Source organism: Paraburkholderia caffeinitolerans (assembly GCF_902859945.1).
GTDB lineage: Bacteria > Pseudomonadota > Gammaproteobacteria > Burkholderiales > Burkholderiaceae > Paraburkholderia > Paraburkholderia caffeinitolerans.
Window position 1 is genome coordinate 37211 of sequence record NZ_CADIKL010000022.1, and the last position, 17503, is coordinate 54713.

Annotated in this window: 19 protein-coding genes and 1 tRNA gene; 6 read left to right on the forward strand and 14 right to left on the reverse strand. The window is 62.9% G+C overall.

Annotated features, from left to right (window positions below):
* Position 1 precedes the first annotated feature (1 nt).
* From HV773_RS20970 to HV773_RS20995, 6 genes are all read right to left on the reverse strand, one after another.
* On the reverse strand, positions 2 to 592 hold the full coding sequence (locus HV773_RS20970; RefSeq protein ID WP_129562330.1) for a LutC/YkgG family protein: 591 nt from the start codon (positions 590 to 592) through the stop codon (positions 2 to 4).
* Positions 579 to 2024: a lactate utilization protein B gene (locus tag HV773_RS20975; RefSeq protein WP_129562331.1), complete on the reverse strand. Its 1446-nt coding sequence runs from the start codon at positions 2022 to 2024 to the stop codon at positions 579 to 581. The genes HV773_RS20970 and HV773_RS20975 overlap by 14 nt, the downstream gene beginning before the upstream one ends.
* Positions 2021 to 2764 carry a (Fe-S)-binding protein gene (locus HV773_RS20980; protein ID WP_129562332.1) on the reverse strand — a complete coding sequence of 248 codons (744 nt, stop codon included), beginning with the start codon at positions 2762 to 2764 and terminating at the stop codon, positions 2021 to 2023. Before HV773_RS20980 ends, HV773_RS20975 begins: the two co-directional genes overlap by 4 nt.
* An 81-nt stretch (positions 2765 to 2845) precedes the next feature.
* On the reverse strand, positions 2846 to 4066 hold the full coding sequence (locus HV773_RS20985) for a porin (RefSeq protein ID WP_129562333.1): 1221 nt from the start codon (positions 4064 to 4066) through the stop codon (positions 2846 to 2848).
* A 51-nt stretch (positions 4067 to 4117) separates the two neighbouring features.
* Positions 4118 to 5587: an APC family permease gene (locus HV773_RS20990; RefSeq protein WP_129562334.1), complete on the reverse strand. Its 1470-nt coding sequence runs from the start codon at positions 5585 to 5587 to the stop codon at positions 4118 to 4120.
* 374 nt (positions 5588 to 5961) lie between these two features.
* Positions 5962 to 6963 (reverse strand): AraC family transcriptional regulator, encoded by a 1002-nt coding sequence (locus HV773_RS20995; RefSeq protein WP_129562335.1) that lies wholly within the window; start codon positions 6961 to 6963, stop codon positions 5962 to 5964.
* Between the two features lie 238 nt (positions 6964 to 7201).
* On the opposite strand from HV773_RS20995, the gene HV773_RS21000 reads away from it, so the two are divergent.
* From HV773_RS21000 to crcB, 4 genes are all read left to right on the forward strand, one after another.
* Entirely contained in the window at positions 7202 to 9187 is a 1986-nt protein-coding gene (locus HV773_RS21000; RefSeq protein ID WP_129562336.1) for a primary-amine oxidase, read from the forward strand.
* 19 nt (positions 9188 to 9206) lie between these two features.
* Positions 9207 to 10283: a hypothetical protein gene (locus tag HV773_RS21005; protein ID WP_129562337.1), complete on the forward strand. Its 1077-nt coding sequence runs from the start codon at positions 9207 to 9209 to the stop codon at positions 10281 to 10283.
* 33 nt (positions 10284 to 10316) lie between these two features.
* Entirely contained in the window at positions 10317 to 11795 is a 1479-nt protein-coding gene (styD, locus tag HV773_RS21010) for a phenylacetaldehyde dehydrogenase StyD (RefSeq protein WP_129562338.1), read from the forward strand.
* 174 nt (positions 11796 to 11969) lie between these two features.
* Entirely contained in the window at positions 11970 to 12350 is a 381-nt protein-coding gene (gene crcB, locus HV773_RS21015) for a fluoride efflux transporter CrcB (RefSeq protein WP_129562339.1), read from the forward strand.
* 20 nt (positions 12351 to 12370) lie between these two features.
* Here the strand turns inward: crcB and cfa are convergent, their stop codons facing one another.
* On the reverse strand, positions 12371 to 13591 hold the full coding sequence (cfa, locus tag HV773_RS21020) for a cyclopropane fatty acyl phospholipid synthase (RefSeq protein ID WP_129562340.1): 1221 nt from the start codon (positions 13589 to 13591) through the stop codon (positions 12371 to 12373).
* Between the two features lie 268 nt (positions 13592 to 13859).
* Between cfa and HV773_RS21025 the strand changes: the two genes are divergently transcribed.
* Positions 13860 to 14276 carry an HIT family protein gene (locus HV773_RS21025; protein ID WP_129562341.1) on the forward strand — a complete coding sequence of 139 codons (417 nt, stop codon included), beginning with the start codon at positions 13860 to 13862 and terminating at the stop codon, positions 14274 to 14276.
* An 84-nt stretch (positions 14277 to 14360) separates the two neighbouring features.
* Positions 14361 to 14451 (forward strand) — tRNA-Ser (locus HV773_RS21030).
* Positions 14452 to 14705: 254 nt separating this feature from the next.
* Here the strand turns inward: HV773_RS21030 and HV773_RS21035 are convergent.
* The 7 genes from HV773_RS21035 to HV773_RS21065 all read right to left on the reverse strand — a co-directional run bounded on the left by HV773_RS21035 (position 14706) and on the right by HV773_RS21065 (position 17430).
* Positions 14706 to 14987 (reverse strand): type II toxin-antitoxin system RelE family toxin, encoded by a 282-nt coding sequence (locus HV773_RS21035; protein WP_129562342.1) that lies wholly within the window; start codon positions 14985 to 14987, stop codon positions 14706 to 14708.
* A gap of 4 nt (positions 14988 to 14991) precedes the next feature.
* On the reverse strand, positions 14992 to 15474 hold the full coding sequence (locus HV773_RS21040) for an MCP four helix bundle domain-containing protein (protein WP_129562343.1): 483 nt from the start codon (positions 15472 to 15474) through the stop codon (positions 14992 to 14994).
* A gap of 365 nt (positions 15475 to 15839) precedes the next feature.
* A complete protein-coding gene (locus HV773_RS21045) occupies positions 15840 to 16061 on the reverse strand; it encodes a hypothetical protein (protein ID WP_129562344.1) in 222 nt (73 codons plus the stop codon).
* A 20-nt stretch (positions 16062 to 16081) separates the two neighbouring features.
* Positions 16082 to 16264, reverse strand: a complete 183-nt coding sequence (locus HV773_RS21050) for a hypothetical protein (protein WP_129562345.1) — start codon at positions 16262 to 16264, stop codon at positions 16082 to 16084.
* 5 nt (positions 16265 to 16269) lie between these two features.
* Positions 16270 to 16695: a hypothetical protein gene (locus HV773_RS21055; protein WP_175196552.1), complete on the reverse strand. Its 426-nt coding sequence runs from the start codon at positions 16693 to 16695 to the stop codon at positions 16270 to 16272.
* Positions 16696 to 16785: 90 nt separating this feature from the next.
* Positions 16786 to 17187, reverse strand: a complete 402-nt coding sequence (locus HV773_RS21060) for a type II toxin-antitoxin system HicB family antitoxin (protein ID WP_129562346.1) — start codon at positions 17185 to 17187, stop codon at positions 16786 to 16788.
* Positions 17188 to 17247: 60 nt separating this feature from the next.
* A complete protein-coding gene (locus tag HV773_RS21065) occupies positions 17248 to 17430 on the reverse strand; it encodes a type II toxin-antitoxin system HicA family toxin (RefSeq protein ID WP_129562347.1) in 183 nt (60 codons plus the stop codon).
* Positions 17431 to 17503: the final 73 nt, after the last annotated feature.

Genomic DNA, 17503 nt, shown 5'->3' on the forward strand with positions numbered 1-17503 from the left:
GTCAAGCGTGCGCCGCAAGCCATACCAGGGTCAGCGACCTCACGCCTTGTGCGCCCCGAATGAGCACGCCCTCGATATCGGCCGTGGCGGACGGCCCCGTCACCAGCACCGCATAGCGCGCGCCGCGAAAGTCGTCGCGCCGGTAGGCATCCTGAAGACCCGCCACGAGCGCGCCAGGATCGAGCAGCACGTAGAGATGCTGCACGAGGTAGCCAAGCGCGTTCACCCCGTACTCGCGCTCAGAGAGCCACACCGAGCCCGTTTCCGCAACGCCGAAGCGCGCGCGCACGACGCCCACCTCGACGTTCTCGAGCGATTCGGGCGGCGTGGCCACGTCAAGCGAAAACGTGCCCTGTACCTCGGGCGCCGCCGACGCGATCGACGCCTGCGCGCCGAAGCGCTCGCGTATCAACGCAAGCACGGCCTCGCCCGAATCGGCCTGTGCTTCGATGCCCCCCATCAGCGCAAGCGCCGCACCGAAGCGCGCGCGCAATTCGCCGGGCGGCGCTTCGAACAACGGCACCTCGGGCAAGTCCTGCGCTTTGGGCTGCGCCGCGCGCACGCGCGCGAGGAACGCTTCACGGCTTGCCATCGTTGCCTCCGTTGTTGCCTCCCTGGCTACCTTTAGGGCTCTTGCGATGCTTGCGATACCACGCATGAAACGTCGTGGACGGCGCCTGCGGCAGCGTGCGCTGCCGGCCCCAGATATTGAGCGGGTTGTAGAGCACAAAATTGGGCAAGCGCCGCAGCGCGCCGTCGAGCGACGACACCGCCGCGCGATACATCTTCGGACTCCCCAGCAACCGCCCTGCCATCTTGAGCACTTCCTGCTTCACGAACGGCACCTCGTGCTGCGCGGCGATCACCGCGCGCCACTGGTAGATCTGCTCGTGAATGTTGATCTTCACCGGGCACACGTTGGTGCAACTGCCGTTGAGCGTGGAGGCGAACGGCAACGCGCTAAAGCGCTTCAAATCGAAGGTCGGATTGATGATCGCGCCAATCGGCCCCGCATAGGTACTGCCATACGAGAGGCCGCCGCTGCGCCGGTAGACCGGGCAGGTATTCATGCACGCGCCGCAGCGGATGCACTTGAGCGAGTACCAGAAGTCGGGCATCGCGAGCCGCGCGCTGCGGCCGTTGTCGACGAGGATGAAATGCATCTCCGCGCCTTCGCGCGGTGCGCGGAAATGCGAGGTGTATTGGGTGATGGGCGAGCCCAGCGCGCTGCGCGACAGCATGCGGATAAACACGCCAAGATCGGACACGCGCGGAATCAGCTTCTCGATGCCCATCGAGACGATATGCACCGGCGGCACGTTGGCCGAAAGATCGGCGTTGCCCTCGTTGGTGCAGACCACCACGGTGCCGGTCTCGGCCACCGCGAAATTGCAGCCGGTCATGCCCGCCGTCTTCCCGCGCACGAACCACGGGCGCGTATTCATGCGCTGGCTCTCCGCGAGATAGTGGATGTCGTTGTTCGACGCGTCGGTGCCTATCGTGCGGCCAAACACCTGGGCCACGTCATCGCGCAGCTTGTGCACGGCCGGCACCACGATATGGCTCGGCGGCTGGCCATCGAGTTGCTGGATGCGCTCGCCAAGGTCGGTCTCCATCACGGCGATGCCGCGCTGTTCGAGGTACGGGCGCATCTCGCACTCGTCCGTGAGCATCGACTTGCTCTTCACGAGCGCGGTCATGCCGCGCTCGCTCAGGATGCGAAAGACCGTCTCGTTGTGCTCGCCCGCCGTATCGGCCCAGTGCACCTGCACGCCGTTCGCCTCGGCATTGCGCGAGAACTGGTCGAGATAGTCGGCCAGATGCGAAAGCGTGTGCGCCTTGATAGCCGATGCAAGCTCGCGCAGCGCCTCCCATTCGGGAATGGATTGCGCCTGCGCATCGCGCTTCGTGCGCAAGTCCCAGAGGCGCTTGTCGTGGAAATCCACATGTTCGGGCCGCGCGAGAAATGCGCCGGCGAGCTTCGCGTGCTCGACCCGCTTCGGGCGATCGTTCGAGGCGCTCATTCGCGTGCTCCATTGAGTACCTGGGCAATATGAATGAAGCGCACATCGGACTGCATGCGCTCCGCGCAGCCTTGCTGATGCATGAGGCACGACATGTCGCCCGAGACAATGTATTGCGCGCCCGCGCTCACATGATCGATAACCTTGTCCTGGCCCATGCGCACGGACACCGCTTCCTCGGTCACCGCGAACGTGCCGCCGAAGCCACAGCATTCGTCGGGGCGCTGGGGCTGCACGAATTCGATGCCCTTCACGCCTTGCAGCAACGCAAGCGGCTTCGAAAAGGGCTTGCCGGCCACTTCCGATATCGATGCTTCGTGCAGATGGCGCAGCGCGCTGCAACTGTTGTGCAGCCCAACGCGCCAGGGGAATTCGGCCCACGGAAATTCGCGCACTTGCAGCACGTCGTGCAGGAACTCCACGAGTTCGAAGGTGTTCGTGCGCACGCGCCGCACCGGGTCGGTCTGCTCGATGGCGGTGAAATGATCGCGTACGTGACTCACGCAGCTAGCCGATGGCCCCACGATGAAGTCATACCCTTCGAAGGCGCGCGCGAACACGCGCTCTGCGCCAGCCGCCTCGGTCTGCGCGCCACTGTTGGCCATGGGCTGACCGCAACAGGTCTGATCGAGTGGATAGTCGACCTCGCAGCCGAGCCGCTCCAGCAACTCGAGCGTGGCGATGCCGACTTCGGGATAGAACGCGTCGATGAAGCACGGGACAAATAGGGCGACTTTCATGCGAGGACTCGCGCGAGAAAGCGGACCGGACCATTTTAGCGCCGATCCCCCTGCGGTTGTCCGCGAATTGCCCCCGCCCGTTCAGAAGTTATGGCGAATGCCCGCGATGACCGCCAACTGCTTGTCGGTGTCCGAATTCACGAGATTCGGAATCTGCGCGAGGTTGCGGGTACCGCCGGCGGCATCGATGCCAAGCCCGGCGCCCGATGACTTCTGGCCGATCACCACGGCATAGAGCGCCGTGCGCTTCGAGAGGTTGTACACCGTGCCCAGGTTGACCTGATGGATGCGCGTGGAGGAACCCTGATCCGGATGCGCGTCGTTAAAGATATAGGCAAAGCCGAATTGCAGCGCGGGCGAGAATTGCCACGTCGTGTTGAGTTCGGCAATATCGAACGCGATGTCCGCGCCTTGTGGCTGCGCTGTGCTCGCGAAATACTGGCTCTGCGAAAGCCGCGTATGCGTGTAGCTCAGTGCGAGCGTCACCGTATCGAACGCATACGAACCGCCAGCGCCGTAAATATCGATCTTCTGCGCATTGTGCAACTCGCAATACGAAGCATCGGCATTTGCGCAACTGAAATCGCCGATGTATCCGTCCTCCCCGCCCAATGCCGCCTGGAGCGGATTGCGCAGTTGCAGATAGCCCGCGGAAAGCGAAAGCGGGCCATGCGTGTAGTTCGCAGCGAGCGACCAGCCACGGTTCTGCGAAAAGTTGCCCGCCACGCCGCCGAAGCTGAACAGCCCCCCCACCGTCAAGCCGCCGAAGCTCGGGCTCACGTACTTGATCGAATTGTTGAAGTTGAACGCTTCGTTGAGGTTATCGACATCGCCGAAGTGCGAACCGTAGAGCGTCGCCCAGTTGTTGCTCGAGGCGTAGGCGCCCATGTTGTCGGAGAACGGATCGTACTGGCGGCCAAGCGTGAGCGTGCCGTAGTTCGCGTTCGCCACGCCCACCCAGGCGTTGCGGTTAAAGAGCGTGCCGCTCTGCAGCAACGCGCCGTTCTGCGTGAAGATACTGTTTTCCAGTGTGAAGTTCACGGCGGTGCCACCGCCGATGTCTTCGCTGCCGGTCAGGCCCCAGCGCGACGGCACGAGGTTGCCGCCGCCCAGTTGCCAGTTCGAATGTCCTTCGGTGCTGCCATCCGCGTGCGTGGTCTGCTGATTCGTCGAATAGACGAGGCCAGCGTCCACTGTGCCGAAAAGCGTGACCGAGGACTGGGCACGAGCGCCCTGCATGAAGGTGGCGAGAGCGCACGAAGCCAGCGCCAGCGCCGTACGCCTGACGAGTGGGTTTGCCATGTCGATGTCTTGGGGATTTGTGGTGAGAGAGCGCGCCGCGCGCGCCGGATGCTACTGGCCGAAGCGCGCGTAGACGTCGGGCCGTGTGCGCTTGAGCACGAAGCCGAGCGCAATGCCGAACAGCGCGACCGCGAGCACGATCCACGGGAACGCCCGCACGATGGGACTATCGGAACCGGAAAGCGCGTCGAGGTTGCCGATCAGCACGAAGCCGATCCACAACAAGCCCAGCCCGCCCAGTATCGGCGCGACGAACGCATGCCACACCCGTGTGTCTTTTTTCGTGGCGCGAAAGTAAGCCACCACCGAGAAGCTCGTCACGGCTTGCAGCATCACGATGCCGATGGTACCGAGCGCCGACGTGCAACTGAACACGGTGTTGAACGGATCAGCGCCCGCGAGCACATAGAGCCCCACCGGCAGCGCCACCGTAAGCGTCTGCAGATAGCTCGCGCGATGCGGCGAGCCGTACTTCGCATGCAGGCGGTCGAGCTTCGCAGGCAGGATGCCCTCGACCGAAAGCGCGTGAATGTAGCGCACGATCGTGTTGTGAAACGAGAGCAGGCTCGCGAAGATGCTGGACAGCAAAAGCAAGCTCATCGTGGTGGTCATGGCGCCGCCCAGGTACTTCGTGGACTGGATGAACCAGAAGTCGCCGGGCTGCTTCGTCGCGGCGTCGACCACGTCCTTCAGGCCCCAGGCGCACACGATGGCCCACGTGACGAACGCGAAGAACACGAGAATCAGCGTGACCGACACATAGGTCGCGCGCGGCACCGTGACCTTTGGATCGCGGCACTCCTTGCCGTAGATCGCCGTGGCCTCGAAGCCGATAAACGACGCCAGCGCGAACATCACGGCAATGCCCATATGGCCGCTGAACACCTGCTTCGGCGCGAACGGCGCGAGCGTGAGGCCACTCGGGCCGCCATGGTGAATCACGATGGCGATCGAAAGCACGAGCAGGATGCCCATTTCAAGGCACATCAGCACGCCGAGCAGGCGGCTGTTCAGGTCGATGCCGCGCAGGCCCGTCACCTGCACGACGGCGATGCACGCGAACGTGTAGGCGTACCACGGCATCGCACTATGCAGGAGCGGCCCGAGCACGACCGTGCCAAAGAAACCGAACAACCCGTACAGCGCGATCTGGATGCAGGTGTACGAAAGCAGCGCGACGAGCGCACCCGCCATGCCGAGCGGCCGGCCGACGCCCGCCGTGATGTACGCGTAGAACGCGCCGGCGCGCACGATGTGCCGGCTCATCGAAGCAAAGCCCACGCTGAACACGAGCAGCACCGCGCCCGCGATCACAAAGGCGCCAGGAATGCCCGCGCCATTGCCGAGACTGATGGCGGGCGGCACCGCGCCAAGCATGCCGGTGAGCGGCGCAGCCGCGGAGATCACGAGAAACACGATCTGCCACAAGCCGAGCAGACTGCGTGGCGCAGCGACGGCATCGTCTGCCATGGCGCTGCCCACGAGCCCGGATGGCGCTACGGGTATTTGCGGTTCGTTCATCGTTGCCTCTGGTGGTGTCTTTTTGAATTGCGCCATGCGACACGATGAAGAACCGCGCCCGCCTGGCACTCGTGAAAGCGAATCTCGCGTGCTCAATGGCGAGATTCGACACGAACGCATGGTAGGCAGTTAAAAATTCCCGCGATCTGACTGACCGCGCCAAATATTCGATAAATTGCGCCAACCCGTACGGGGGTTTTTACCTAACGTGTTTGCCGCTCGATCGCACCCCGATCGTGGCGGGCTGCCGACAAAACAATTAATTTGGATGACGAATCAATTTTCACGGGCTTTCTTCAACCGCAATGCTTTCCGAACGCCATCAATAACATTACATTTTCAAATCTGGGCGCCTTTATCCATGCAACCCGGACCTACTCCGAGCGCCCCCAGTTACGCGTCGCGCGCCATAGCACCGTGGCATCCGCATAGCCCACCGCGCGTGCAACGGCGGCGTTGGTCATGCCCTCCTGCTCGCGCAGCACGGCCACGCTGCGCTGGCGCTCCTCGCGAATGATCTCGCGCACGGAAGTGCCGGCCTCGGTCAGATGACGCTGCAGCGAACGATTCGACAGCCCGAGATCCCGCGCAATGTCGGCAACCACGAGTTTTTCGCGTGCGAGCCGCCGCGTGACCAGATCGCGCACCTGGTCGACGAGATCGTGCGGCACCGTATCGCGCGAAATGAGGTCGGTGGCGTGGCGCTCCATCATGCGCGCCAGTTGCGTATCGGCGCTCTTGAGCGGCGCGTCGAGATCGTGCGGATGAATCACCACACCGCTCGCCGGCTGCTGGAAACGCACCGGCACGCGAAAAATACGCATATAGGGCTTGAGATCCGCGGGCGCGGCGTGCTCGAAATGGATCTCGACCGGCGCCCACGTCGCGCCGCGCACGAGGCGAATCATGTGGCACATCGCGCTTACGCTGTATTCGGCGTCCTGGCGGCGCGGCCAGATCCGGGCCTCGGCGATGCGATAGCTCCACATGGGCCATGCGTTATCGCGCACCAGATCGACGAGCGTACCGCTCTGCCATGAACCGAGTGCATCCGTGAACTTGCGGATGGCCGCCCCCAGCGTGGGCGACGACATGAACACGAGCCCGGCGGGACCCAGTTCGGTGAGCTGCAATTCGTTGCCGAGACGCAGGCCGAGCCACGGCTCGTCGAGCACCTGCGCGGCACGCTCGAAAGCCCCCACGTAACGCCCGAGCGGCAGGATTTCATAAGGATCCGAAAGTTGCCTGCGGCTCAGGCCGAACTCTGCCAGCAATGCATCGCAGTCGGCGCCTGCTGCATCGAGCGCGCGCACGATCGGACCCATCACAGCGCCGCGAATCATCGGAAACCCGTTGCTGACAGGCCCTGATTTCATGTCTCTCTCCGTTCACCCGATGATGCGCATAAGCGTACGCACCCGGGTTTGTTCGCCCTGTCTTTGGCGCACTCTATCGTCCCTTTGGCGCGTTTTGCAAGCGCGAAAAAAATATGGCGTTTCTACGATGACGTCACGACATCGCCATTGCGGCAATGCCCTCCGCCCCCCCGAAACGGGGCCAGTCTGCCGCGCTTCACGCGCTGTTGCGGTCCAACGTCATCCTTACGAAATGCTTATGAACACGAATCCGAACTCGCATCCGCTCGATCCGCTGAGCCTTGTCGAAATGCAGCTCGCCTGTGACATTGTGAAGGCCGCCGAACAGCTCGACGAACACGCACGCTTTCCCGTCACCGAGCTACACGAGCCACCCAAGGCCGAAGTGCTAGCGTACCGGCCCGGCAGCTACTATTCGCGCCGCGCCTTCACGATCGCCATCGATCGCACCCGCAACCAGACGCTCGAACTGGTGGTCGATCTACGCGAAAAGAAAGTGGAATCGCGCAAGGCGCTCGCACTGCACAGCGCGCCGTTCGGTCAGCCGCCGGTCATGATCGAAGACTTCATGAACGCCGAGCGCATCGTGAAGGCCGACCCCGCATGGCGCGAAGCCGTCAAGAAGCGCGGGCTCACCGAAGACGACCTCGAACGGGTGCAGGTCGACCCGTTCTCGGCAGGCGCCTTCGATCGCGCCAACGAGGGCGGCCGCCGCCTCGTGCGCTGCGTGAGCTATTACCGCGAGAACGTGACCGACAACGGCTATGCGCACCCGATCGAAGGCGTGGTGGCCGTGGTGGACCTGCTCGAACAGAAGGTGATCGAACTCGTGGACGATGGCCGCATCATTCCGATCCCCCGCGCGAAGCACAACTACGACACGGCGAGCATCGGCAAGCCGCGCGACTCGGTCAAGCCGCTTTCGATCAGCCAGCCCGAAGGACCCAGCTTTACGATCGACGGCTGGCAGGTCAGTTGGCAGAACTGGACATTCCGTGTGGGCTTCACGCCGCGCGAGGGCCTGGTGCTGCACCAGATCGCCTGGGACGACGGCAAGAGCGCGCCGCGCCCCATCGTCTACCGCGCGAGCGTGACGGAAATGTGCGTGCCCTACTCCGATCCCACGACGAACCACTACTGGAAAAGCGCCTTCGATGCGGGCGAGTATGGCCTCGGCAAGCTTGCGAACCAGCTCGAACTCGGTTGCGACTGCCTCGGCACGATTCGCTACTTCGACATTCCGTCCGCCGACGACTTCGGCAATAGCTTCACGATGAAAAACGCGGTGTGCCTGCACGAAGAGGATTACGGCACGCTCTGGAAACACTACGAATTCCGCACCGGCGTGTTCGAGATGCGCCGCTCGCGCCGTCTCGTGATCTCGTTCTTCGCGACGGTGGGCAATTACGACTACGGCTTCTACTGGTACTTCTATCAGGACGGCACGATCCAGCTCGAGTGCAAGCTCACTGGCATCATCCAGACCTCGGCTGTCGCCGATGGCGACACGTATCCGTGGGGCGGCATGGTCACCGAGAACCTCGGCGGCCCGACGCATCAGCATTTTTTCAATGCGCGCCTGCACATGATGGTGGACGGCGAGAAAAATTCCGTGACCGAGCACGAGTTCGTGCCGCGCCCCATGGGTGCGGAGAACCCCTATGGCAACGTCTTCGACACCACGAAGCGCGTGCTCAAGACCGAGCAGGAAGCCGCGCGCAACGCCAACGGCCAGACCGGCCGCTTCTGGAAGGTCGTGAATCCGAATGTGAAAAACCGCGTGGGTGCGAATCCCGGCTACAAGCTCATCATCAACGATTCTCCGCTGATGCTCGCCGATCCGAATTCGAAGGTGCGCCAGCGCGGCGGCTTCGCCACGCGCCATGTCTGGGTCACGCCATACGACACGACGCAACGCTACGCGAGCGGCGACTACCCCAACCAGCATGCGGGCGGCGACGGCCTGCCGCGCTATATCGAAGCGAACCGCAACGTGGAAAACGAGGACATCGTGCTGTGGCATAGCTTCGGCCATACGCACGTGTGCAAGCCCGAGGACTTTCCGGTCATGCCCGTGGAGTACGCCGGCTTCATGCTCAAGCCGAACAACTTCTTCCACGGCAATCCGGCGATGGACCTGCCTGGCGGGCGCGATCCCCATAGCGTGCAGGACGGTGCGCCCGATGCGGGCACCTCGCCTTCGTGCTGTCACGGCAAGCAGTAAGTTCGCGATGACGCCGCGCGTGTCCCGCTCCGTAACGCCGAAGGCTCGCAATGCTCTCGCCGCCGCATGGGTTTGGTGTGCGGTAACGGGCGGCGCCTCGGCGCTCGCGGCGAGCGTCATGCTGGGTGCGATGCATTTTGGCGCGAATGCTGCGGCATTCGCGGGAGGCGCCGCGGCACTCTTTGCCATGACCTTGCTGCCTGCTGCGCTCACGCGCCGCTTCGTCTCGCGGGCCACCGTGCCGATGGCCACCTCGCTCGTGCTCGCCATGTCGGCGATGGCAGCAGCGGCCGTGCGGGCGCGCGCAGGCTTTTTGCCGATCGGCATCCCGGTCGCGCTCACTTTGGCGGGTCTCGCCATGTTCGCGGCGGCATGGCCGAGCTTGCTGACGCGGTGTACAGAGTCCATGAGGCCTCGCCGGCAAATTCATAGGATTGCGTTTCAATGCGCGCAGCGGGATTTCACTACGGCGCTGCGAGGCAGTGCTGACCTGCTCATTCCCGCACTGCTGGCCGGGCTTTCCAGCGGCGTGCTAGCACGCTTCCAGTTCTTCGCCGTGTGCGGCACCGGGCCTTTCTCGCTCGTGCAATTGGCCATTTCACTTGGCGCGGTGGTTAGCCTGGGCCTGCTCGCGGAACGCATCGACCATCGTTACGCATTGCTCGCGCTCTTCGCGTTGCGCGGCGCGTTACTTGCCGCGCTCACGCTAGATGCGCTCGCGCCGTGGGCCGTATTCGCCGCGCCAGCGTTCACCGTGCTCGACGCGCTCACGCTACCCACGCTCCTGCGCATCGGGCGAGCGGCACAGGCCGGTTGCCCCGGCTTCGCGCACCACGCGGGCATGCTCGCGGGCGCAGCGCTGGCCACGACTTCGTGGGGATTTGGCCCGGGTTTCCACGCGCTCTTTTTCGCGGGCGCCACACTCAATCTCGTGTGCGCATGCACACTCGCGGCACGCTGCCACAAGCGCCTGCTTCATGTGCACACGCCACATTCCACACTGCAGTACTTGTCCACGCAGTACTCATCCACGCAGTACTCATCCAGTTACGCCGCGCACGCCCTTGCATCGGGCGGCGGAATCGACATTCGTTGACACCCACGCACAGGACCCAACCGAGGAAACCCCATGGACCGCCAGGACTTCACGCACACGATCCGCACGCAGATGTTCGTCGACGGCCGCTTTTGCGCCAGCGGCGACAGCCGCACGTTCGCCGTCTTCAACCCGGCCACGGGCGCTGAAATCGCCCAGGTGCCCGACGCCACCGACACCGACATCGACGAGGCTGTTACCGCCGCGCGCCGCGCCTTCGAGGCCGACACGTGGCGCCGCCTGCCGCCCTCCGAACGCGAGCGCCTGCTCCTGAGGCTCGCCGATCTCGTCGAGCGCAACGGCGACGAACTCGCCGCGCTGGAAACGCTCAACCAGGGCAAACTGCTCGGCTTCTCGAAGATGCTCGAAGTGGGTGGCAGCGTGCAATGGCTGCGCTATATGGCGGGCTGGGCCACCAAGATCGAAGGCAGCACCGTTGACCTTTCGCTCGCCTTCCCGCCCGGCGTGCGCTACAACGCCTCCACGCGGCGCGTGCCGGCGGGCGTGGTCGCCGCCATCGTGCCGTGGAATTTCCCGCTGTTGATGGCGGTGTGGAAAATCGCGCCCGCACTCGCCTGCGGCTGCACAGTCGTGCTCAAGCCCGCCGAGGAAACACCGCTCACCGCGATCCGCCTGGCCGAGCTCGCGCACGAAGCAGGCTTTCCGCCGGGCGTGTTCAACGTCGTCACCGGCCAGGGCGAGACAGCGGGCGCTGCGCTCGTGCGTCATGCGGGCGTCGACAAAGTCACCTTTACCGGCTCCACCGAAGTGGGCCGCATCATCGGCAAGCAGTGCGCAAACGATCTCAAGCGCGTCTCGCTGGAATTGGGCGGCAAAAGCCCGGTGATCGTGCTCGACGACTGCGACCCGCAACGCGCCATCGAAGGCGCTGCGGGCGCAATCTTCTTCAACCACGGCCAGGTCTGCACTGCCGGATCGCGCCTCTATGTGCCACGCGCGCGCTTCGAGGAAATCGTCGAAGGCGTCGCACAAGTGGCGCGCAACACCGTGCTCGGCTCCGGCTTCGACGCCGCCACCCAGATGGGGCCGCTCGTCTCCTCGCGCCATCGCGACAAGGTGGCCGGCATGATCGCGCAAGGCCGCGCGGAAGGCGGAGAGATCGTGGCAGGCGGCGGCGATGGCAATCGTGCAGGCTACTTCATCGAGCCCACTGTGATTGCGAACGCCGCCAACCAGCCGCTCACAGTGGTGCGCGAAGAAGTGTTCGGCCCGGTGCTCGTAGCGATGCCTTACGACGACGTGGAAGAAGCCATCGCTGCCGCCAACGCCTCCGAATACGGACTCGGTGCGAGCGTGTGGACCAACCAGCTCGACCGCGCGCTGCGCGTGGTGGATGCGGTGCAAGCCGGCACCGTCTGGGTCAACACGCACAACATGGTGGATCCGGCACTGCCCTTCGGCGGCTTTAAGGCCTCGGGCATTGGCCGCGAGCATGGCCGCGCCATCATCGACGCCTACACCGAGACGAAATCGGTCTGCATCGCGTATTGACGCGCAACGCCCGCACCAGCAACACCGTGCGGGCGAGCCGAACCGCACGCACCTTGCGGCGCGATCGCGGTGCTAAACTTCGGAGTCGAAAGCGCGACACCCTCGCGCCCCCGTGGCGGGCAACGACTGGCTATTCAGCGTCGGCGCCCCTTGCGCCTACAACGACTCCACACCATGTATCTTTCGATTCTCGCCGTCGGCATTGGCGGCGCACTCGGCTCGCTGCTGCGCTGGGTGCTCGGCCTGCGCCTGAACGCCGTGTTCCCCACGCTGCCGCTCGGCACGCTCGCGTCCAACATCATCGCGGGCTACGTCATCGGCGTGGCGCTCGCCGTGTTCGCGCGCCTGCCCGACGTCTCGCCGCAGTGGCGCCTGTTCGTCATCACCGGCTGCATGGGCGGCCTATCGACGTTCTCGACCTTCTCCGCCGAAGTGGTCGCGCAACTTCAGCATGGCCGCTTCGGCTGGGCCGCGGGCGAGATCGCCATTCACGTATGCGCCTCCGTGCTGATGACGATACTCGGCATTGCAACGGTCGCCGCCGTGATGCGCTAAAAACCCGCATCACGGCCTGCTTATGACTGCGGCCGGCGATAACCGCCGAGCAGGCCACGCTTCGAAAGCACGTACTGCCAGAGTTGAATGTCGCGCGCACGGAACGCACCCGCGCACGACAGCAAATAGTAGCGCCACATGCGGTAGAAACGATGCCCCATTTCGGCCGCGAAACGCGGCCACGCGGCCTCGAAATTCGCATGCCACGCCATCAGCGTGCGGTCGTAATCGGCGCCGAAATTGTGCAGATCCTCGACGACGAACAGCCCGCCCGAGGCATCCGCGACCTGGCCGATGGTGGGCAGTTCGCCGTTGGGGAAAATGTATTTGTCGACCCACGGATCGGGCGTGGTGTCGCGGCGGTTCTTGCCGATCGTGTGGAGCAGGAATATGCCGTCGTCGGCGAGGCAGCGATGCGCCACCTCCATATAGGTACGGTAATTCTTGGGCCCGACATGCTCGAACATGCCCACGCTCGCGATGCGATCGAATTGTTCGTCGAGCAGCCGATAGTCCTGCAGACGGAATTCCACGGGCAGGCCCTCGCAACGCTCGGCGCCCAGCGCGGCCTGCTCCTTCGAGATCGTGACGCCCACGCAGGACACGCCGTAGTGCTCGGCAGCGAACTTCATGAGACTGCCCCAGCCGCAGCCGATATCGAGCAGACGCATGCCCGGCTTGAGCCCGAGCTTTCTGCAGATCAGGTCTAGCTTGGCTTCCTGCGCTTCATCCAGCGTCCGCGCGCCGCCCGACCAGTAGCCGCAGGTGTAGGTCATGCGCTTGTCGAGCATGGCCTCGTAGAAAGCGTTGCCGAGGTCGTAGTGCTGCTGCCCCACCTTCCATGCGCGGCGCGCCGTCTGGCGATTCATGAGGCGCGCCTTGAGCGCGTGAAAAACCAGCCGGGCGGGATCGATTTGTTCATCCACATGCGCGCGCAGCACGTGCGCGAAGAATTCGTCGAGCTGATCGCAGTCCCACTGATCGTCCATGTAGGCCTCGCCCAAGCCGAGATTGCCGAGCGCGACAACGCGCTCCAGCACCTGCGGATCGTGGATGCGCATGTCCCACGGGCGCGTGCCGTTGAGCCTGATGTCGGCGTGCGCCAGCAGTTCGGCGGCAAACCGGGAGGCCCCCGATGCGCTGACCTCGCGGACGGGCTGGACGTACTGAGCAGGCTGGGCCGGCCGGGTGGTCTGGGTGGATTGAGCGGGTTGGGCTGCTTCGAGATCAGTCGTTGCCATACGTTCTCCGTGTAAACCGGAGTTGGTGCTTTCGCCATCGACCGGAATTGCTGCTTTGGCAATGAATCCGGCCCCATGCAGAGCTCCTGACTCCGATCCCATGCAAGAGGGTGCTATCCAAACATTTCTTCGTCGCGCACGCTGCGATAACTCTTATGATGCACCCACTTCAAAAAACCTGCAGGAACCCCGACCGGCGGCCCGGCGTGGGCGATAATCGCCGTTTCGGCGCGAAAGTGCCGCGCCCGAGACATAACAGAGGAACCCCATGGCTTACGACGACAACAACATCTTCGCGAAACTGCTGCGCGGCGAAATCCCCTCCATCAAGCTGTGCGAGAACGACGCGGCGCTCGCGATCATGGATGTGATGCCGCAATCCGAGGGTCACGTGCTGGTGCTGCCGAAGGAGCCGGCCGAGGAGATTTACGAGTTGTCGCCCGAAGCAGTGGCCGCCTCGATGGCGATGGTGCAGAAACTGGCCACGGCCGTGCGCAAGTCGCTCGCGCCGGACGGGCTGATGATTGCTCAGTTCAATGGCGCGGCGGCAGGCCAGACTGTGCCGCACGTGCACTTTCACCTTATTCCGCGCCGCAAGGGCGAGGAACTGCGTTTGCACGCCCGTGATATGGCTGATAAGGCTGAGCTTGAGGCGACGGCGGAGCGGATTCGCGCGGCGCTGTGAGGAGTGACCGAGGGTGGCTTGCGGCGCTGGGTCGCCTGCGGCTTCCCTCTGCGGAAAAGAGTCTGCTATACTTCGCATCCCGCCGGAGAGATGGATGAGCGGTTTAAGTCGCACGCCTGGAAAGCGTGTATAGGTTAATAACCTATCCGGGGTTCGAATCCCCGTCTCTCCGCCAGGACACCAATGAATACGGGCCTCTCGGCCCGTTTTTCATTTCTACCCCCACCGCTACCCACACGCCATCGAGCGCTTGCCAAAAGTCGCCGACAGACCTGCCTTCGGTGCGTTGTCTACGAACAACACGTGAGGGTCGCCAGCGCTTATGAGTCAAGCCCGTCCCTTGAACAACCTTCCGGCGCAGTGCCGTCGTTCCCGAGGACGTATGCCCTCCCAACTCCGGGAAATGAAAAGCCCCGCACGTGGCAGGGCCTAAGGCTTTCGATCGATCTCTTTATGCGTCGCCACCCTTCGCAGGGTTGCAACAGCTCCATTAAGCTCTAAAGATACCTTGTACGCTCGGTTGGACGTGACATCGATCGTATAGACCTTCGGATTTTTGTAGCCACCGAGCGAGTGGAAGCGTCGTCCGTTAGGGATTGGATCCTTCATCAAGTCCCGCAGGGCTTCATCCACCGCCGTCTGCAGTGCCGAGGTCAGGTTCGAATATTCCTTGCGGAAGCGATCCGTAAAATTGACCCCGGTGATTGGCAAATTATCACCCCTTCAGCGCAGCCAGAAGATCGTCAGCCGATTTGTAGGTGCCGCTCGCAACCTTGTCAAAATCAGCCTCATGCTCACCGACTGCCCAGCAGAGGTCGTTCATCGCGTTATGGGCAGCAGCTATGGCATCCAATAGCCCATCAAACGCCTCCACGACACCATCGTCCTCATGCAGGGAAGGAGCATTCGCTGCCGACTCGCGCATTTTCGCCTGCTCGTCATATGCCCGTGCAAGTGAGTCTCTTGCTTGTTCCAGCTTTTTCAGGATCGACCCGTCTTGGTCAATCGGTGATTCTGCTCTCTTCAGGGCTTGAACAAACTCAAGAGCCGCGCCCGTAAGCGCAATCAATTGATCGCGTTCGGCACAGCACGCATAGATGACGTCATCAATGGCTTTCAGGATCTCGCCGCTTCTTGCTGCTTGAAATTCGACATACTGCCCGAAGGAGCGCAGGCGCGTTACTTCATTACGAACCATGGCTTACTCCGTGCCGCCCCGGTGGCGGCAGATGATTTTCTTACAAATACATTATTGCAGTTGTTAACGGCGATTCTACACGGATGTTTAGCTGGCTGTACCGTGACTGATGCCACAACTGTTGCAGCGTGTCACAGCAAATTCCGTGCGTCTCCATACATAGCCAATTTGATGCTGACTGGGTCGAAAACAAGGTTTTAGAGAGATAGGGACGGAATGTTAGATCCGCGTCTGCACACGGCAGTCAGCCCAGCAGCGGGTGATACTCGAACTCCATCGGCCCGCATCCCCTCTGCGCCGCCATGACGTCGACGCAATTGCGCTGCGAATCCGCGCTCTCCCGCCGCCTGCCGCAGGGCAGGCAACTAATCAACAGTCGAATCGCCAATCAGGCTGGTCGTACCGATCTTGGTCTGATACAACGGCACGCCTTGTGCGCCGGTCTTGATGGTGGAGGCAAAGCCCGCATCGGCCCGAGCCTGCGCTTCGGCTTGATCTGCCGATGACTCGGCGGGCTGCTGCGCCTTCGGCGCGGCCTGTGGAGTAGGAGCATTGGCGCGAGGCGCGCCGGCAAAGAGACCACCCATGGTGCGAACTCCTTAAAAGGTCACGCCACGTACGTCGGCACGCCGCCGTTATTCCACCAGGTGCCATGCCCGCCAGCCGAAGTTGGCAGGGTCGCGAGCCACGCGGACATCGCCACGCCCACGTATTCCCACGACTTGTCGAGTGTCGGCCCGTTGTTGGTGAGCACCTGTCCGACCTGGGGATTGAGGTTTGGCTGGTTCATTTTCCTTAAGCCTCATGTGTATTGGGGGTAGCTGTGGTGGTTGTGACACCCCGCACCACGCCATCCGTTGCAGGACAAGGGGCGGCGGCGGACGGACGCTCCGCTTGCCGCCCCCGCGCCAGTCGCCGCTGCTCTTCTTCCTGCAGCTTCAAGCCACGTTGACGCTCTGCCGGATCGCTGCTTGCCAGCATTCGCGGCAGGTCGGCTCGCTCCTCGCGCGAGACTGCCACAAGGATTTCCACCAGCGTCGGTCCCCTATGTTCAACCTCCAGCCTCTCGACGTAGAGCCCAGCGGCCTTGCCTCTCGCAATCTCAGCCCGGATCGCAGCGCCGTAGTCGCGCGCCGCTCGCGCGGCATTACGCAGAGCGGCCAGCTCCGCGAGGTGCGACTCGAGCGTGATCTGCGCATTCTCGACGGCAGGCTGGCGCAACTCCCTGAGCCGCGCAGCTCACAAAGAAAAGGCCCGCCGGGATGGCGGGCCTCAGAGTCTGAGAGTCGCTTTTGCCTAACGACTCACGGGCTATTCGTGCGCCAATGCCTCCAAGGCTACGCGCGCGAGAAACCCGCTTCTTGTTTCATGCCGCTTCTCGACATAAGTGTCGATCTTGTGCAAAACGAACCGTGGAAGGCTGATGTTAATCCTCTCCGGCTTGCTATCGAGCTTGGTCAGATCAACGTCAACCAATGCCCAAACAGCCCCTTCGTACTCTTTACTTGCGGCCAGATCCTCAATGGTTGAGCACGTGAATCCGACATCCTCACCCAGCTCGACCAAAGTAGAAACGTGGCCGGTGATCGCTTCTCTGGCGTTCCTGATTGCTTCATCGATGGTGTCGCCCCAAGAGTGAACGCCCGGAATGTCCGGAACGATAACTCCATAGACGCTCCCATCGTCCTTATGGATCGCGATGGGAAATTCCATTTCTCTCTCCAGCAGCTTCGACTCTTTGAAATGCATCCTGTGTCGGGGAAAAACCACCGGTCACTTCAGACCGGCGGTTTTCAGGATGCTCGACGCTGTCCCAATTGGCAGGTCCTTCTTCGGGTGCGGCACCGTCACAAGGCCAGGCTTCTTGGGGTGTTTAAAGTGGTGATGACTTCCGGTAACCCGCACCAGCTGCCAGCCATCCTCTTCGAGCATCCGGATTAGCTTTGATGAGTTCATCTCGCCTCCGCATGTCTTGTGTGTAAATATACACACGCGGATTCGATAATTCAAGGAATTTGTGTAGTCGTGT

Bases quoted from the DNA above. Each gene is read 5' to 3' on its own strand.
- HV773_RS21045 (WP_129562344.1), bottom strand. From the start codon at position 16,061: ATGGGTGGTCTCTTTGCCGGCGCGCCTCGCGCCAATGCTCCTACTCCA.
- HV773_RS20970 (WP_129562330.1), bottom strand. From the start codon at position 592: ATGGCAAGCCGTGAAGCGTTCCTCGCGCGCGTGCGCGCGGCGCAGCCC.
- HV773_RS21040 (WP_129562343.1), bottom strand. From the start codon at position 15,474: ATGGTTCGTAATGAAGTAACGCGCCTGCGCTCCTTCGGGCAGTATGTC.
- styD (WP_129562338.1), top strand. From the start codon at position 10,317: ATGGACCGCCAGGACTTCACGCACACGATCCGCACGCAGATGTTCGTC.
- HV773_RS21025 (WP_129562341.1), top strand. From the start codon at position 13,860: ATGGCTTACGACGACAACAACATCTTCGCGAAACTGCTGCGCGGCGAA.
- HV773_RS20995 (WP_129562335.1), bottom strand. From the start codon at position 6,963: ATGAAATCAGGGCCTGTCAGCAACGGGTTTCCGATGATTCGCGGCGCT.
- HV773_RS20985 (WP_129562333.1), bottom strand. From the start codon at position 4,066: ATGGCAAACCCACTCGTCAGGCGTACGGCGCTGGCGCTGGCTTCGTGC.
- HV773_RS21065 (WP_129562347.1), bottom strand. From the start codon at position 17,430: ATGAACTCATCAAAGCTAATCCGGATGCTCGAAGAGGATGGCTGGCAG.
- HV773_RS21060 (WP_129562346.1), bottom strand. From the start codon at position 17,187: ATGGAATTTCCCATCGCGATCCATAAGGACGATGGGAGCGTCTATGGA.
- HV773_RS20990 (WP_129562334.1), bottom strand. From the start codon at position 5,587: ATGAACGAACCGCAAATACCCGTAGCGCCATCCGGGCTCGTGGGCAGC.
- HV773_RS20980 (WP_129562332.1), bottom strand. From the start codon at position 2,764: ATGAAAGTCGCCCTATTTGTCCCGTGCTTCATCGACGCGTTCTATCCC.
- HV773_RS21050 (WP_129562345.1), bottom strand. From the start codon at position 16,264: ATGAACCAGCCAAACCTCAATCCCCAGGTCGGACAGGTGCTCACCAAC.
- crcB (WP_129562339.1), top strand. From the start codon at position 11,970: ATGTATCTTTCGATTCTCGCCGTCGGCATTGGCGGCGCACTCGGCTCG.
- HV773_RS20975 (WP_129562331.1), bottom strand. From the start codon at position 2,024: ATGAGCGCCTCGAACGATCGCCCGAAGCGGGTCGAGCACGCGAAGCTC.
- HV773_RS21000 (WP_129562336.1), top strand. From the start codon at position 7,202: ATGAACACGAATCCGAACTCGCATCCGCTCGATCCGCTGAGCCTTGTC.
- cfa (WP_129562340.1), bottom strand. From the start codon at position 13,591: ATGGCAACGACTGATCTCGAAGCAGCCCAACCCGCTCAATCCACCCAG.